Origin of the sequence: Pedobacter sp. G11, assembly GCF_003860265.1 — a bacterium.
Taxonomy (GTDB): domain Bacteria; phylum Bacteroidota; class Bacteroidia; order Sphingobacteriales; family Sphingobacteriaceae; genus Pedobacter; species Pedobacter agri.
In genome coordinates, this window is sequence record NZ_CP034190.1 from 2513835 (window position 1) to 2529719 (window position 15885).

Genomic DNA, 15885 nt, shown 5'->3' on the forward strand with positions numbered 1-15885 from the left:
GATACAACTGAATGTATCTGCTTATAAATCCCTTTTAATTTGTGTGTCAAAAGTGATAGTGCGTCATGTTATATTTCTCAGGCTTCGCCTAAGGTAACCTAAGTTATACATCAGTTAGTTCCAGATGTACAATTAGAGATACGGTATTAATCCGATTTAGGTTTTTAAGTATTTACCCCTTTGATGAGTTTGATTTGACACAGATTTTACCGCTTAACCCAAGATTAACTATTCATCTTCAGGTTTTCTCTTTTCTATAATTGAATATTTAATCCCTGCTGACGGTACTCATCTGCCGATATTTAGGTGGCTTTTTTATTATGATCAAAGTAATACAGCACCAGGATTCAACTCGTATGGGGCTTTACCCTGCTCGAAAATGCGGGTTAACTCAGTTCCTTCTACAGTAATTTTTTCGCCCACTTTTCTAATCCAGTTTCCTTCCCTCAAACCAATTACTTTAGTATCGTTTTGAGTCAAAAATTCTTTTATACGGGTTTCTCTGGTCTCACCATTATGTTTTAAATCCGGATTTGAATCTAGATAGTGTGGGTTAATATTAAAGGGAACAAGGCCCATACAATCAAAAGAGGAAGGATAAACAATGGGCATATCATTGGTGGTTTTCATGTTGATTCCGCCGATGTTACTGCCTGCACTGCAACCAAGGTAAGGTTTGCCAGTTTCAATGTTTTCTTTTAAAACTTCCATTAACCCTAGATCATGCAGCTTTTTCACCAAAAGGAAGGTATTACCTCCACCGGTGAAAAACCCTTTTGCATTCTCAATAGCCAAAGTTGGATTCTTAAACTCATGAAGGCCCGAAACTTTAATATCTATGCCCTGAAAAAAGGTTGCTGCTTTCTTAGTATAATCTTCATGACTCATCCCACTAGGCCTTGCGTAAGGAATAAAAACGATCTCATCTAGCCCTGAGAAAAGTTCAATGATTTCATCTGTCAGATAAGCTAGGTATTCTCCGCCGTATAACGTTGTGGTTGAAGCCAATATTATGTTCATGCTCAATGTTTATGCTTGCCAGCTAAATAACTGGTATATTACAAAAGTAAAAATCTTCGCCGTTATTCCCAGCCCCGATACCAAACGTTCAGTAGGTGGTACTTTGACTCAAGTATCCAGTCTCACAACTCCAATATTCGATCTTTCGTATGATATTAGGCCATGCTCGGCAAACCTTCAACAACGTCCCTCTTCCTGACTGTGCTGAGCGTCTTCAACCTCGTGCCCAGATATCCCGCCAAATGATGTGCGGTATTCCGGCAATGTTAAATTCAATGCTTTTAATTTTGAGGTAAATTAGCTAATAACGAGAGTGTTATGTTTAGGTATTGATCGTTGCTTAGCCTTATGATATTGCATTTTCGTCAGCCTTATTGCAATGATGGCAGCTTCAGGAAATTGCGTATACATTCCATCGGTAATGCTGTAACTAATTCTAATTATTTCACGATCTTCGAAGGCCTTAAGGTACTCCACCGAGTATATGGAACGCTAATAAGGATGGCACTTAGCCTCTAGACTTTGGTCTTCAAACCAAACCAGGTGCTAATGTCTTCTTTTCCTTCTTTGCTAAAACCGCGAACCAGATCGCTAAGTAAAAAGTATGTTGCATTGTTTGAATCGATTGGAGAGGATGAATTTTTTATATACACTAGCCAGCTGGCAGGTCATTTCATGGTCGTCAATAAACTGTGGTAAAAGCGGATGAAGCTTTTCCAGATAGTTCAAAAATGAATTCATAAAAGGCGATCTTTAGAAACTGTAAACATTTGTTAGCTTTTGGAATGATGAATGGGTGAGGACGACCATTATCCAAAAGTATCAGGTAATGCCAAAAGATGCCGTATTAAAGGCCTCAGGTATTTCTAACGATTAGATCTTCGGAGTTAATAAGTGCGCAAACCACTTCCCGCCGGCTTAATGGTCCACTCGGTAATTGTTTTCAGGCCAATTGCTCACCGTGTCTGCTTCTGCGAAAAGTAAACCTTTGGTATCGTACTACTAGCTTCGAAGGCGAGATTCTGCAGAAGAACTTGATGAGGAGATCGCTACCCTGCTGGATAAGGAATAGGTTGGAGTTCGCCCGCTTACTCAGGTGCAGGAAGATTTTCTGTACTTTTTATGTGAACTTTTATTTCAAAAGACTATCTTTCTAATCTAGTTATTTGTTGCCTTTTCCATTTTTATGAAGTTGCTTTTAGATAGAATTAAAAATAAAATCCGTCGTCAATCTTATAATCTTTTCTTATCCCGTTTTGGTTTCGGAAACCGGGTATCACGAAGTATCTGGGAACAGCAGTTTGCCGATGGAACCTGGAATTACCTGTATGGTAAAGATGAGGAAGCACATTATCAATACATTGTTGAATGCGTACAAGACAAAAACGGAAGTATTCTGGATGTCGGCTGCGGTCAAGGGGTATTGTACAGTTATTTAAAAAGCATGCAGCAGGGCACTAATTATCTTGGCATAGATATCTCGGGGAAGGCTATTGCACTGGCAAAAAAAACATTTCCTGAAGCAACTTTTAGTCAGCTGGATTTTGACTATTCCAGTTTAGAAGGGCAATTCGATATTATCATTTTTAACGAGTCGCTATATTATTTTAATCAGCCTTTGAAGATAATCGATAAATGCATTAGGCATCATTTAAAGACAAACGGGCAATTCATTATTTCTATGTGCGATTTTAAGGGACATGATGTGATCTGGCAGAAGCTAAAGTGTAAGTATGCCTTTAGTTCATTAAAGGAGATTGCTAATAAGAAGGGACAACTTTGGAAAGTGGGGGTTATGGATCCATTTGTACATCAAACAATAAAGTCATTATAATACCAAATAATAAAAATACGACAACATCAAACAATAAATATACTACAGTTTTTGGTATCTTTACCCTCGTAACAATTTGTATATTCATTCAACCAGAATCAGATGGCTACACCTCAGTAGAAACTAGCAGCAGCTTTGCATGCGTTAAAGGATTTGCAGGATAAAAAGGAAATTGCCATGACCTCCAGCGATCTCCCTAATCTTAACTATAGGGAATTACTTTTGAAGAACGGATTTATAAAAGAAACATTAAAGGCTGGTATATCAGTTTTTCAGATCCAGCGGCAGCTTTGGTGAAACTATCTCATGGTATAGTTCATACTGGGATTTCTGTGTTAAATTTTTAAATTCTAGGTATGGAAATCGCTGGATCTTATCTGCTGATCAATTGTTGAAAATTCATGCAGATAACTGGTCAGTACCAGCACAGTTATTTCTCAGGTCGCCAAAAGGGAATAATAGGCCGACTCCTTTGGCTCATCACACATCTTTGTTCAGCTATAGAGCAGAACTGCCGCCTAAGGAACTAGTCACTGAAATAAACGGGTTAAAAGTGTATCAGTTACCAGCATCATTCATTCAACCAGGGCGGTATTTGGAGAAAATGGATTAGATGCGAGAATAATACTCTCCTTAATTCAGGATGCCTCCGAGTTACTCCCAGTTTTGCTGGAAAACGGACATACCGTCATTGCCGGCAGGCTAGCAGGTGCATTCAGAAATATCGGGTGTGACAAAATTGCGGATCAGATTATTGAAACCATTCAACAGGCCGGCTATGCTGTCCAAGAGAATGATCCCTTATAAAGCAAATTTAAAATAGACCTATCTCCTCGTGAAAAGTCACCCTTTGTCAATCGAATCAGGTTAATGTGGCAACAGAGGGGGGAGGTGATTATTAAAAGTTTCCCGCTATCCCCCGGGCTTCCTGATCATCATCATAGCTATTTAAATGATATTGATTCTATGTACGTAACTGATGCATACCATTCTTTATCGATAGAAAGGTATCGGGTTTCTCAGGAGTTAATAGAGAAAGTTACCGAAGGCGACTGGAATGGTGATGGAAACGAAGCGGATAGGCAGCAAAAGGATGCCGTGGCTGCGCGTGGGTATTTTCAAACCTTTCTAATGGTAAAAGAATCGGTCAAAATATTCTGAATGGCCAAAATCCAGGAAAGCAGGTCGATCAGGATCACCCGCGCTGGTATCGAGAGCTTTTTGATCCCAGTATGGCTGCAGGGATTTTAAAACTTTCAGACCTTGCCAGATACCGACGCAATCAGGTTACATTAGTAACGCGCAACATGTTCCTTTAAATGTTGAAGCGATGAGGGATTGCATGCCTGTATTCTTTGAGTTATTAACAAGTGAACCTGAGGCTTCTGTAAGGGCAGTTATTCTGTTAGAGAAGAGAGATGAATACATCAAGACCCTGGATCAGGCGGGTAAGTGGCTCGACATTGAACCATTTGCCAGATTTATAGCCTATCTAGTGAAAAAGGGATTAACAGGGAAACCAGTAGCAACCCTTCCAAACTAATAATCATTTAAACACCTTCAATAACTTATCAATTAGCCAGCGATAAAGGGCATAGCGTTTCGATAATTTGAAAGAGATTGATTTTTTCGTATCCGAGGCATGAATACCAGTCCGGCGTAAGGCATAGCGGTTGGAGAATGGCTGGTAAATAGAAATGCCTTGGTGGTAGCCAGCAGTGCGTAGGAGTTTATTATATCGCTTAGGAACCTCGCCATAAGGATAACAGAAAGAAATGACTGGTTTGGAAAGAAGATTTTCGAGGATATTTTTAGAGGTGTTAAGCTCTTCTACAAATTGACTTTCTGTAATCTTAAAACCATGTAAATGCTCATGACCGTGACTGCCAATTTCCATTCCATTTTTGGAAAGGTAGCGCAGTTGACTGGCATCCATCAAATTAATTTTAGGCATGTTGCCACTGGTGACATCCCATTTGTTGTAGCCGCCAATTTGAGCGACTGGAATGTAGAACACAGCCTTCATCCCACGCTGCAACAGGGTTGGAACTACATACTCGAATAAGTTCGCAGCGCAGTCGTCAAAGGTAAGAATCACTTTTTCCTTTAACTGTTTCAGTTCCCAGCCTTCCCGAACGATTTCTTCGAAGGTGGTGGTTTCAAGACCGAGGTATTCTATGCTGTCCAGCAATAAATCAAACTTTTTGACGCTAATCGTCCAGCCTTCAGATGCCCTTGCAGGAGAATCATCCACATGATGCAGCATAATAATGGGAACTGTGATCAACTGATATTCCTGTCTTTTACTTTAACCGCAGGGTGGCCTTGATAAATACTATAAGCATCAAGATTGCTCGTCGCTGTACTGCCCATGGTGAGTACTGCATGGCTGAATAAAGTAAGCCCCGGACAAACTTTAGCACACGCACCAATCCAAACACCCTCCTCGAGTGTAATTGGTTTAGTGATCAGGTCGAAAGACGTTTTACTATAATTATGATTTCCGGTCATCAGAATGGCCTGTTGCGATATACAGCAGTTTGCACCTATCCTTACCCAAGCTAAATTCTCAATATAACAATCGGCCAGCCAGCTGTAATCACCAATGCTTAGTTTCCAGGGATATTTAATGTGTATACCCGGTTTAATTCTCACGTCATTACCAATCCGGGCACCAAACAAGCGGAGCAAAAACACCAGTATTGAACTCACTGGAATCATTCCGCTCCTGAAGAAAAACACATCCGTAAAATACCATAAAAACTGTTTCAGTCTGGATGCACCAATCCGATAACTGCCGGTATTAAATTTTTTATGTAATTGTGTTTTTTGCAAAATGACGGTTTTAACCGATAGCAGAACGGCTGTCGTTTTCATTTTTAAAAGTGGATTTTCCGGTGTTCTTCCTGATCCAGAAGTATAACATTGTAAATATGCAGATGTATACAATTACATTGAAAATCTCATGATGATAAGTGAAGTTTTCTCGCTGAGACTGAAAGAAACCAAGTAATACACCAAGCCCCGCTATCCGGCAAATATTTAAAATGTAAATACTCACCAGACCAATCACCATCATTTTCCAGGTTGATTTCCATGAGGCAGGAAAAGCCAGTACAAAAGCTACCAGGAAGCTCATCACACCCAAACCCAGGCAAGAATAGTTTACGCGTAGATAAGGTCCTGCAACTACCATTACATCTGAGTCATTATAAATGGCATATAAGCCAAAAGCTTTAATAATCCACACTGATGGAACAATTAAGCCTGATTTTAATCCCTGAATGTAATTGAAATGTTCCGCAATGCTGGCGTTGTAAAATCTTCCACCCGGACTCATTACGCTATTCATAAATATATTGCCCTGACTAAACAGGATATAAAGTGCAAACAATGCAATCACAAACTTAATTGCTTTCTTATCAGCATCTTTTTTCGTGGCTTTCAGTTGTATTTCGTCCATCTGGTTTGTTCGGCTAAAATTCAGTTAAAGATAAAAATTATATCATGAGATTTAATTTATTGTCGTTTTTGGAGCGCTTTGATTTTCTGATCAACCAGCTTTCTAAACCACAGGCCTTGCAGGTAATGGAAATGTCTGGCCGTTTTATCGTCCATTATGCCCATTTGGAAAAACATCCTAAAACCATAATACAAATAGGGTCTGATACCTAAAGGTAGCTTCCACCATAAACGTTTCATCCAGGTTTTCCGTTCATCAGGATTGCCAAACAGGGTAGGGTTTAGCGCTTGTTTCCTGAGGTTCTGCATGCGTTCTATTTCCTCCTGTGCAATCAGGTCGCTGTAACGCTTATGCTTATTATACCAGAAATCAATGTCATTTTCTTTAAGGTTCTCTTCCAGGATATGCCCCTTTTTCCATACGAGTGTTTTACCAGGAACGATAAAGCGATGATCCATGTTTTCGTTGAGGTCAGAATGACCAATACCCGTACGGAACATCTTTAAAAGATAGATAGGGTAGTAGCCGCCATAGCGGATCCAGGAGCCCTGAAAGAAATTCTTGCGGTTGAAATAGATGCCGTTCACCTCTTTATGTTTTTCATCATCAAATGTTTCCAGCATCTCAAACAGTTCCTGCGTAACTATTTGATCCGCATCCAGCCCAATGGTCCAGGAAGTTTGAATAGCAAAATTCTTTAATGCAAAATCCCATTGCTTTGGATGGTTCTCAAAAGGATTGGTCTTCACTTCTGCTCCATAACTTGTAGATATTTCGAGGGTCCGATCTATACTGCCACTATCCAAGATAAATATGGGGGCTTTCAAATCCTTTATCGATTCAAGCAGCCGGGGCAAATGAATCTCCTCGTTATAAGTCAAAATAATAAAGCTAAATGGCCTGTTCATCGCAGCAGTTGTTGATAAAGCTTTAGATACTTGTTCGCCAATACAGTGTCATCAAAGTCATGCGTGATCAATGCAGGCGCATTCAGTCTGATGTGGTCTCTTTTTTCCTGCTGCGAAAATGCTTTCACTAGCTCGTCTTTAATGCCCTCTGGGTTCAATTCGCAAATCCATCCCAGTTCGTTCTTTATCACGTAATCTGATATTCCAACCTGATCCGAAATCAAAACAGGCGTACCCACGCTCAAGCTTTCTACCACAACGTTGGCAAAATTTTCATTGTATGAAGTAAGTACCAATAGGTCATGCTTCGCCATAAGCTTGTACTTTTCTTCATTGTTTACTTGACCGATCCAGGTGATTCGTGAATTAAGATTGAGGCTTTTTGCTTTATCTTTAAGGTGCTTGACATATTCATTATTACCGGATCCAGCGATGGTGATCTGCCAGTTTATCTCCAGTTGTGCTAAAGCACCAAATAATAGTTCCAAACCCTTTTTTTCTTCTATCCGTGACAGGAAAATTAGGTTTAGAAGTTTTTCATTACCCGAACTTTCCTGTTGATATTTGATGATAGGTACTAGATACCCCTCTCCTTGATATTTGATACCTTCTTCATTATCCTCTAAATTCACCAAATTTGGAATCACTGCAATACTTTTTGGGGATATAATCTTCTGTATATCATCTTTTTCCTGCTCACTGGTAGCGTGGATGTGGCAGTATTGTAGAAGCCTTTTTCCGATAATATTATGTAGCAGTTTTTTTGAAAATGAATTGCGGTTATTCTGGCTATAGGTTGTAAGCATACCTCTGGGAGAAAGTACAACAGGCACTCTGTACCATTTGGCAATAAAGCAACTCAAAACAGAAACCAGATTCCACCAAGCGTGAATGTGTATGATGAGCCTGTCGTTATGATCGAAACCAAGGATATCGTTTCTTAAATATGATAATAGACCCGTTGAGAAATGACTGTGATCTTTTGTCCACCTTTTGAAATATGTTACTCGAACGCCATTAACCATAAACGGTTGTCCGGTTTTTACATCCAACTCTACTATACCATTAGCAGTAGTTGTGAGTACATTTATATTTAATTTCTCTTCGTCTCCCAAACTTTTCAAATTACCATTTTTATCTGAACTGGTACTAGCTAACCTGCTCATTTCTTCACACAACTTCCCTACACTTTGAATGGGACCACCGTAGATGTATGCTGGTTTGTAGGAAGGAGTGATGTGGAGAATTTTCATTCAGATCTTAATTTGCTGCAGAAATTTTTTTAGGGCAAAACGACGGATGAGTTCATAGATTAATAAGTACATTAACAACCCTCCAATTAGTTTATTTAAAGCCGATTCGAATAGATAAAATAAAATAAATAGGGGAATAATCATTGCCGTTCCGATTAATTTATTAGGACTACTTGTCATTACGTATTTATAAACGAGCCCAACTACAAGTCCATAAATAAATAAGCTAATAAACATACCAGGCATCCCAAAGTCGATATAGTTTTCTGTCATATAGCCGAGGCTGATAGATGCGCCCTGTTCTGTGCCAGCGACCATAATACCGGAGTATGTTCTAGTTGTTTCAGAATCATCAATGGCGGCCTTATCAGGGAAAAAAATACGTGGCTGAAGGACACGTCCTATTGCATCTCCCCACAGTCTACCGTGTGTGTGGGGAACAACTCTAGGCACATAATCAATAGTTGCAGAGAAAAAATCGATGTAAGATAAACGATCGACTGTTTGCTTGAAACCAGAGTTAATGGCGTCATCATCCACATTTTTTATCAGTTCTCCGAGCTTGCCTAAAGATTCACCTGTTGACCTAATAACATTCTGATTAAGTTGCCCACCGGAGAGATAACTGCGATAATCTGGTTTTACATATTGCCAGATGATCATCATGTAAACTAGTGAAACTGTAATTGCCGCTAAGGGCAAAACTTGTTTAAATTTTAAATCTTTGCTATAAATAACAACAATTCCTCCAAATACCACGAGAAAGTAATCTTTAAAACTGGAGAAAAAGCCAGTTAAACTAATTACCACCTCGGCAAGGGCAATAATTGTAAATAACTTAAACTGCTTGGTGTAGAGGCAGCTTAACATAAAGATAAAGAACACCATCCATTTAAAATCGGCCAACTTTGAAATAGGTTGCTGTAAACCGCCAAAATTGAATGAACCTTCTGAAATAAATGGGTACACCAAACTTATGATAATGTAAATAGGAATAATCTTTCTTGAATCGTAGGATAAGGCCAAATGGGCATAACCCTGATCTTTAAGTTCATATCTTTTAACAATCAGAAACACTCCCAAAGCAATGGAAATCAATCCAATATTACTGTAAAAGAAAGCTTCTTGTATATGCTGATAATTATCGAAAACATCCTCAAACTTTAATCCCTCAAAATTAGCATAAAATACTTTAATGTTAATCGAGGCCCACTGAAGCATTATACCTAAGAATAAAAAAGGAGATTCATTTCGTTTCCATAGCAAGGGCATAAGGATGAAAGGCACAAGCACTGCTATTGCAGTTTCGAATGGATTATGAGAAGTTACCGAATAAACTAAGAAAAGGAATAATAATATTTTACCAGACTGGCCAATTTTTTTAAACTTATTCATGCTTAGCTATCCAGTATATTTTTATAGATAAAAAGATCCATTTTAACAAATCTCGCAACTCTAATGACAATCCACTTGGTTGATAGCAAATAAATATTGCTTTCTTTTTTCAACAAGTTTAGAAGTATGCGATATTCTGCAAATTCTTTCTTATAATATAGAAATAATAAGTCATTAAAATAGGAAGGTAGGATTTTCCATTTCCAAAACCTTAATGCAACTTTTTTTTCGTGATTATGCAAAAGGTCGATTATACGCTTGTGAATGGGAATATCCTCCTTTATTCTTAATGCAATTGTTTTGTAGCTTTTGCTAAGCTGCCCAAGATGGCTCCTGAGATAGATTAAATTTGCCGTATTACGCCCTATATCTGAAATTGTTGCTAATCTGGTCCATAGGTCAAAATCTCCGCTTACTACCATTGCTTCATTAAAAAGCCCAACTTCATTTAAATATTTTCGATTTAGGGTAACGTTTGCAATATTACCTGCCATACATCCCCATTTTGATGAGGTAAGAGCGTATTGCCTAGTAGAAACAATAGTTGGTGTACCATCAAGTTTTTGGAAAGGAATAATATTATTATCTGCATCGATATAATCCAGGTTATGATAGCTCATACTTACATTCGGATGTTGGGTATGAAATTCGATACAGTTACGCAAACAATTTGGTTTCATCAGATCATCCTGAGACCAAAGATGGATCAGTGTTGAGGTACTATTTAAGATAAGCTTATTGAGTGTTTTAAATAAACCCAAATTACTTTCATTTGCCAACACTTTAACTTTTGAAGGATATTTTTCCGCTATCCTTCTTAAATAAACCAAGCCCGAATCAGTTGAGGCATCATCACATATCACAAATTCATAATCATCAATATCCTGATTAAGAACAGAGTTAACAGATTGTGTCAAATAATCGCCTGCGTTGTAAACCGGTAAAATAACAGAAATTATTTTATTCAATGACTTTGCAATTTAATACCAATATTAATTCTGACCCAAATAGAGTAGGAGCCATTGAAAATAAGAACTTTTTTACGAAATTCGGTGCCTTTTTACTCATCAAACTAAAAATACGGTTAAATGGAGCTAGTCCTTCTACGAAAGAGACCTTAATATTGAAATTAAAGCTTTCAAATAATGCCGTAGATGATTTCATGGTATACCATCTTAAGTGGGTATAATCCATAATACCACTATCGGTATAATCAAAATTCCCAAAAAGTATCTTTATACGGGTTTTATAGTACATTAGGTTTGGTAGCGCCACTATTACCTCTGCCAAATTTGCTATTGCAATTTTGTGCATATCTAAAAGTAAATTGGTTGGAAATGCGATATGCTCCAAGATATGCGAACATATGATATAATCATATTTTTCACTTAATACTTCCATTGGCAGGCCTAGTTCCAAGTTATGAATGTAAACATTTCTGCAGTGTTCCAGTGCCAGATCTCTTTCTTGTGGAGAAAGCGTTATTCCGTCAATAACATGTCCTTTGGCAACTAGTAAACGTGCATTATCTCCAACTCCACAGCCAATATCCAAAATTCTGGCACCCTCTTTTTTGACGTGGCTGATAACCGTTAAGTTACCATCGTTTTGATATACTTTAGTGGATACGTTTTCCATTAAATTGATTTATTATAATTTCACATTGACGATCAAAATTCCATGGAGCAATAATGGTGCGTGATCTGTTTCCAAATTGATGCAACATAGCTTTTTTGTTAAGTTTACTTATTTTGTTCTTCAAATCTGAAATATCACCTGATTTAAATATGAAACCATTTTCATTATTCTTAACCAAATCTGTAGCACAACCAACCTTATCCGAGGCCAAAATAGCTTTACCTGCAGCCATTGCTTCGTTTATTGCTAATCCCCAAGTTTCGTTTGGTCCCTGCGATGGCAAACAAAAAACGTCGCAAGCCTGATAAAATATAGGCATTTGGGTCTGATTTTGAAAATCTAAGAAATGAATTCTTTTAGATAACGCTGGATTATCAGATTTTAATTTTTCGACAGTTAGTTTTAAGTTTTCTTCCAAAACACCTGTACCAACAAAAAGTAAATGCATGCCAGGCTGATCCAACTCAATAAAAGCAGTCAAAAGAATATTTGGATTTTTTTTGCGCTCGAATTTTCCAGCAAATAAAATTAAATTATCAGCGGGATCAATGGTTAGTTTGTGCCTTAGTTTCTGCGCTTCATTGCTTCTTTTCTTCGAAAATCGCTCATTATCTATAGCATGTGGCGCGAATATTAACTGGTTTTCTGTTAAACCATATGCTAAAAAGTAATTTTTATTCGCAGTACCTACGTAAAAAGCTTTATCTATATCATGGTATAACCATTTAAGAAAAAGCTTACGAAACAGGCTTTTAATTTGGTTCTTCGAATCAAGTAAATTCGAATCTCCCCTAAACCATATGGGTATCTTACCCTTAAAGTATTTTAGTATTTTTAAGTGGCTAGTATATGCCCAACCGTAAACTAATACTGCATCTGGAGCAAATAAGCCAATTTTTGCAATAAGATCTTTATTTTTTATTCCGTAATAATGATGACCTACCTGTTTTGCAGTGTTTTTTACAATTTCATAGTCATAACCGCTTAATAATGGGATATCCCAAGTTATTTTTTGATTAAAACCTTCATCAGATATACCTTCCTCATTAATTTGGGCCCCAAGAGTATAAAACACTTTTAGTATACATGCTTTAGATAATCTTTCAAAAACAGGTGCATAATACTGTATGGGATGCGAGACGACAATAGCTAGTTTTTTCAAGGTTTATTTTTTACAGGGATACAGTATAACATGTGGGGTTCGTAAGTTTCGTTTGAGAGGGGATTGCTTGATGAATACCAAAAGCGCTCTTTTTCCGGCAAAAAATAAATATCCTGTGCCCTATAGTTATACTTATCTAAAAATTTAGAAGCAGCTATTAAGCAATCCCTACCGTGCAATTCTAACAATAATATGGGTTTATAGGTTGTATAAACATGATTTCCATTTGCAAGTGCAAATATTTCTGCTGTTTCTAGGTCGAATTTAATAAGGTCTGGAGGTTTTATCCCCATTTCTAGTACAAGCTCATCTATTCCCCTTGAAACAACCGATTCGATATTTATGCCTTCGTTTAATTCATTGGTATCATTTACTGGGCCAGATGCACCACCCTGATTCGATATAAAATCGATAACAGCATGATCGGGGCCAACAGCCTCGTGTAGGATAATAACATTATCCCAATTATTGAGGGTCGGAAGATTTTTTAACCTCTCGAAGTTCTCTTTTGATGCTTCGAAAGCATAAACAAAACCGTTTGTACCAACCAGTTTTCGAAAAATAGAGGCATAAAAACCAACATAAGAGCCGCAATCCCAGGCCACCCATCCCGGTTTAATAATTTGATCAAGATTTATCCTATCGAGTATCCATTTATCATAAGTACCCAGCCAATATGACGATTCTTTTTTAAGATCAAGTGTTAATTTTACGCCTTTAGCACTACCTGACAATACCCTAACAATACTTATTCCTTTTTTATTACCAAATATTCTGGAAAGGATAGACTTAATATTTTTCTTTAATTTATGATTCATGGACGTTATTCAAATGTGCACACAATCTTTGGCATAATGCAAGTAGAGTAAGTGTTGGATTGGAGTGTGAGGCGGTTGGAAAAACAGCTGTACTTGCAATATAAGCATTGTTTATTCCCCATATTTTTAGATCACCATTTACAATACCTTTTTCTGGTACATCACTCATCCTGCAGCCACCCATGTGGTGGTTTACATCAGATAACAGCTTTTTCCAGTCCTTATTCTCCGTAGTGATATTTTCATAATAGTTTACCTTTCCAAAGCTTAACCTTTCAAATTCATTTTTCAGGTTATCGGTTATGGTCATAACAGTTTTCCATGTTGCAAAACTGATGTCCCAGTTTACCTTAACTTTTTTTTGCCCTAAATCATCCAATTCATCTGCCAATGAAATATAACTTGATGGGATCGATTCCTGCTCAATCATTAACGAGATAATGGCCCTTGCACTGGGTTTATAGATAAATGATTTAACAAGATAAGCATATAGGCTTTTGGATAACTTGTCTGTATTTTTTAAAATGGCATATAGTGTAGCCTTAGACCATTTTTGCTTTAGTCCTTTTATTTTATGGTAAACATCAAGGCTTGGATCAAGCTCAAAAAATAGACTTACCGAACCGTTTAAAGATTGTTTTTTTTGTTGTTGGATTTTGCTTAGGCTTAAGCGTATACTTGTTTTTGTTTTTCCGTAGAGGTGTGTATTAAAATATTGCTGCAATCTAAATCCGTCTTTTGTAATAACCTCGCCAATATCCAAACAGGGATGATCCATAAAGCCCTTTCCAACCAAGTCATAATTTTTATATAATCCGCATAGCTCCGGGTAGTTCAGTAAAATCCTGTTGCTTTCTATTCCCCCCGCTGCAATAATGAGGTTTTTTACGGGTATATTAAGCCTGTTTTTTTCAAAATTGATAACTTCGATGCTTTCGATGCTATTTTTTTTCAATACGATATTGTTTAAAGTAGCATGATAGACTACAAAAACATTTTTCTCTAAATAGTCGTAATAAAGCGTTTTAAAATTGGGTTCATCTGCCCATTTTGAGGTATGATAATCAAATAACGTTTCATCAAAACCGGGGTTTTTCAGCTTTATTTCTGCCAATGCCATTTCGCCATAATAATGATTGCTGCTAATGCCCATAAAGCTGTTTGCTTTGGCATAATAAAGATTAATATCATCGTAATGAATGGGCCATCCGCTGCCCGTTACCCATGTTCTGTGTTCAAAATCGATCGGAGAAAAAGGTAACGATTGTCCTCCCCAGGCTATAGTTGTACCTCCAATAGCTCTTTTTCTCCCATCGGTAATACCATTCATCTTTTTTCCGGTTAAAACTACTTTATTAAGCGCCTGGTATTTCGGATCTGGTTCAAACGATCCGCTTTCTATCAGCATTACACGTTTTCCTTGTTTGCATAAATTAACCGCTAAACATATACCTGCAGCACCAGCGCCGATGATGGTAAAATCGAATGTGGTTTCGGGTAAGGAGAACGAACTGTTAAATGCTTTAAAAGGCATGGTTTAATAGTTCGTTTAGTGTGTGAATATCTGTAGACAAATATTTTGCCGTACTTATTAAATTCTGTTGTAGGTGATTGTTGTTACAGGTTGCAAATAAAATCCTCCCGTTAGGGTTTTTCCTGATCTCTGCGGCCAGTACTATTCCCGCTATCTCTTTTGCTTCAGTCCCTGGAATTGTTACTTTTTTTATTTTTTTTAAGGTACTGTGATGTATGTGTGTTTGACTGTGATACTGGCTTACAAACGCTTCATGATTTTGGCTAAATGGATGATGATCGTATTGCAGCATATCCCAGTCTTTTAATTGCTGATCATCTTTAAGGTAAAAATAATTGGTAGCAAGGCCGATTTTTTTTACAATCCCCGCAGTTTTAATGTTTTGCAGGTAAAAGAATGCTTCATCCGTTAAAAAACTGGATAAACCTTCGTGAAGTAAAAAGCAATCTAAATAATCTGTTTTCAGACGTTTAAGCGAACCCATCAAACTTTTTTCAATATCGGGTTTATCTATTTTACGGAAATCTATTTTTGAAGGCGGGCTATCCGATTGTTGCGCTGTTTCTTTTGATCTGAGTTTCTGATTCAGATAAATGGCCATGGCCGCTGGCACTAAATTACTGTTTACCTGACCCAGCCCAAATTTTGTGGCAATTAAAATTTTATCCCTCTTCTTTTGTGAGAACTTGCCCAAAATAATTTCAGAATAGCCCTTGCTATATATGGGTGCCGTATCGAAGTAATTTAGACCATTATCGTAAGCCTGTTCCAATAGTTTCAAAGCATAGTTTAAACTATCATAGGTAGCTAAACCCACACAGCCGAAGCCTAAATGATCTGATATTGAAACTTTTTCCACC

At 37.5% G+C, this 15885-nt stretch carries 16 protein-coding genes; 3 read left to right on the forward strand and 13 right to left on the reverse strand.

Features of this window, described 5'->3' with window-relative positions:
• Positions 1-324 precede the first annotated feature (324 nt).
• Entirely contained in the window at positions 325-1020 is a 696-nt protein-coding gene (gene pepE / locus EA772_RS10895; RefSeq protein WP_124913146.1) for a dipeptidase PepE, read from the reverse strand.
• A 1186-nt stretch (positions 1021-2206) separates the two neighbouring features.
• Here pepE and EA772_RS10900 point away from each other — a divergent pair.
• The 3 genes from EA772_RS10900 (at position 2207) to EA772_RS22240 (ending at position 4397) form a co-directional block, all read left to right on the forward strand.
• A complete protein-coding gene (locus tag EA772_RS10900; protein ID WP_124913148.1) occupies positions 2207-2854 on the forward strand; it encodes a bifunctional 2-polyprenyl-6-hydroxyphenol methylase/3-demethylubiquinol 3-O-methyltransferase UbiG in 648 nt (215 codons plus the stop codon).
• A gap of 870 nt (positions 2855-3724) precedes the next feature.
• Positions 3725-4015 carry a hypothetical protein gene (locus tag EA772_RS22235; protein WP_210405093.1) on the forward strand — a complete coding sequence of 97 codons (291 nt, stop codon included), beginning with the start codon at positions 3725-3727 and terminating at the stop codon, positions 4013-4015.
• Between the two features lie 169 nt (positions 4016-4184).
• Positions 4185-4397, forward strand: a complete 213-nt coding sequence (locus EA772_RS22240) for a hypothetical protein (protein WP_210405094.1) — start codon at positions 4185-4187, stop codon at positions 4395-4397.
• A gap of 3 nt (positions 4398-4400) precedes the next feature.
• On the opposite strand, the gene EA772_RS10910 is transcribed toward EA772_RS22240, so the two are convergent.
• The 12 genes from EA772_RS10910 to EA772_RS10965 are packed head-to-tail and all read right to left on the reverse strand — an operon-like array spanning position 4401 to position 15884.
• Positions 4401-5120, reverse strand: a complete 720-nt coding sequence (locus tag EA772_RS10910; protein WP_124913150.1) for a polysaccharide deacetylase family protein — start codon at positions 5118-5120, stop codon at positions 4401-4403.
• A gap of 17 nt (positions 5121-5137) precedes the next feature.
• Entirely contained in the window at positions 5138-5731 is a 594-nt protein-coding gene (locus EA772_RS10915; protein WP_124913152.1) for a WcaF family extracellular polysaccharide biosynthesis acetyltransferase, read from the reverse strand.
• Positions 5700-6317 (reverse strand): exosortase Y, encoded by a 618-nt coding sequence (xrtY, locus tag EA772_RS10920; protein ID WP_124913154.1) that lies wholly within the window; start codon positions 6315-6317, stop codon positions 5700-5702. Before xrtY ends, EA772_RS10915 begins: the two co-directional genes overlap by 32 nt.
• Before the next feature lie 56 nt (positions 6318-6373).
• Positions 6374-7225: a glycosyltransferase family 2 protein gene (locus EA772_RS10925; RefSeq protein WP_124913156.1), complete on the reverse strand. Its 852-nt coding sequence runs from the start codon at positions 7223-7225 to the stop codon at positions 6374-6376.
• A complete protein-coding gene (locus EA772_RS10930; protein WP_124913158.1) occupies positions 7222-8478 on the reverse strand; it encodes an XrtY-associated glycosyltransferase XYAG1 in 1257 nt (418 codons plus the stop codon). Before EA772_RS10930 ends, EA772_RS10925 begins: the two co-directional genes overlap by 4 nt.
• On the reverse strand, positions 8479-9873 hold the full coding sequence (locus EA772_RS10935; RefSeq protein ID WP_124913160.1) for a hypothetical protein: 1395 nt from the start codon (positions 9871-9873) through the stop codon (positions 8479-8481). It lies immediately after the preceding gene.
• A 2-nt stretch (positions 9874-9875) separates the two neighbouring features.
• Positions 9876-10841 (reverse strand): glycosyltransferase family A protein, encoded by a 966-nt coding sequence (locus EA772_RS10940; RefSeq protein WP_168187522.1) that lies wholly within the window; start codon positions 10839-10841, stop codon positions 9876-9878.
• Positions 10834-11511, reverse strand: coding sequence for a bifunctional 2-polyprenyl-6-hydroxyphenol methylase/3-demethylubiquinol 3-O-methyltransferase UbiG (locus EA772_RS10945; RefSeq protein WP_124913164.1), 678 nt, complete (start codon positions 11509-11511; stop codon positions 10834-10836). Before EA772_RS10945 ends, EA772_RS10940 begins: the two co-directional genes overlap by 8 nt.
• Positions 11492-12673, reverse strand: coding sequence for a glycosyltransferase family 4 protein (locus tag EA772_RS10950; protein WP_124913166.1), 1182 nt, complete (start codon positions 12671-12673; stop codon positions 11492-11494). Before EA772_RS10950 ends, EA772_RS10945 begins: the two co-directional genes overlap by 20 nt.
• On the reverse strand, positions 12670-13491 hold the full coding sequence (locus EA772_RS10955; protein ID WP_124913168.1) for an FkbM family methyltransferase: 822 nt from the start codon (positions 13489-13491) through the stop codon (positions 12670-12672). The genes EA772_RS10950 and EA772_RS10955 overlap by 4 nt, the downstream gene beginning before the upstream one ends.
• A complete protein-coding gene (locus EA772_RS10960) occupies positions 13481-15025 on the reverse strand; it encodes a GMC oxidoreductase (RefSeq protein WP_124913170.1) in 1545 nt (514 codons plus the stop codon). Before EA772_RS10960 ends, EA772_RS10955 begins: the two co-directional genes overlap by 11 nt.
• Complete coding sequence (locus EA772_RS10965) at positions 15015-15884, reverse strand: aldo/keto reductase (RefSeq protein WP_124913172.1); 870 nt, start codon at positions 15882-15884, stop codon at positions 15015-15017. The genes EA772_RS10960 and EA772_RS10965 overlap by 11 nt, the downstream gene beginning before the upstream one ends.
• Position 15885 lies beyond the last annotated feature (1 nt).

Excerpts from the sequence above, each read along its gene's own strand:
- pepE (WP_124913146.1), bottom strand. The coding sequence starts at position 1,020 with ATGAACATAATATTGGCTTCAACCACAACGTTATACGGCGGAGAATAC.
- EA772_RS10900 (WP_124913148.1), top strand. The coding sequence starts at position 2,207 with ATGAAGTTGCTTTTAGATAGAATTAAAAATAAAATCCGTCGTCAATCT.
- EA772_RS22235 (WP_210405093.1), top strand. The coding sequence starts at position 3,725 with ATGTGGCAACAGAGGGGGGAGGTGATTATTAAAAGTTTCCCGCTATCC.
- EA772_RS22240 (WP_210405094.1), top strand. The coding sequence starts at position 4,185 with ATGAGGGATTGCATGCCTGTATTCTTTGAGTTATTAACAAGTGAACCT.
- EA772_RS10910 (WP_124913150.1), bottom strand. The coding sequence starts at position 5,120 with ATGCTGCATCATGTGGATGATTCTCCTGCAAGGGCATCTGAAGGCTGG.
- EA772_RS10915 (WP_124913152.1), bottom strand. The coding sequence starts at position 5,731 with ATGAAAACGACAGCCGTTCTGCTATCGGTTAAAACCGTCATTTTGCAA.
- xrtY (WP_124913154.1), bottom strand. The coding sequence starts at position 6,317 with ATGGACGAAATACAACTGAAAGCCACGAAAAAAGATGCTGATAAGAAA.
- EA772_RS10925 (WP_124913156.1), bottom strand. The coding sequence starts at position 7,225 with ATGAACAGGCCATTTAGCTTTATTATTTTGACTTATAACGAGGAGATT.
- EA772_RS10930 (WP_124913158.1), bottom strand. The coding sequence starts at position 8,478 with ATGAAAATTCTCCACATCACTCCTTCCTACAAACCAGCATACATCTAC.
- EA772_RS10935 (WP_124913160.1), bottom strand. The coding sequence starts at position 9,873 with ATGAATAAGTTTAAAAAAATTGGCCAGTCTGGTAAAATATTATTATTC.
- EA772_RS10945 (WP_124913164.1), bottom strand. The coding sequence starts at position 11,511 with ATGGAAAACGTATCCACTAAAGTATATCAAAACGATGGTAACTTAACG.
- EA772_RS10955 (WP_124913168.1), bottom strand. The coding sequence starts at position 13,491 with ATGAATCATAAATTAAAGAAAAATATTAAGTCTATCCTTTCCAGAATA.
- EA772_RS10960 (WP_124913170.1), bottom strand. The coding sequence starts at position 15,025 with ATGCCTTTTAAAGCATTTAACAGTTCGTTCTCCTTACCCGAAACCACA.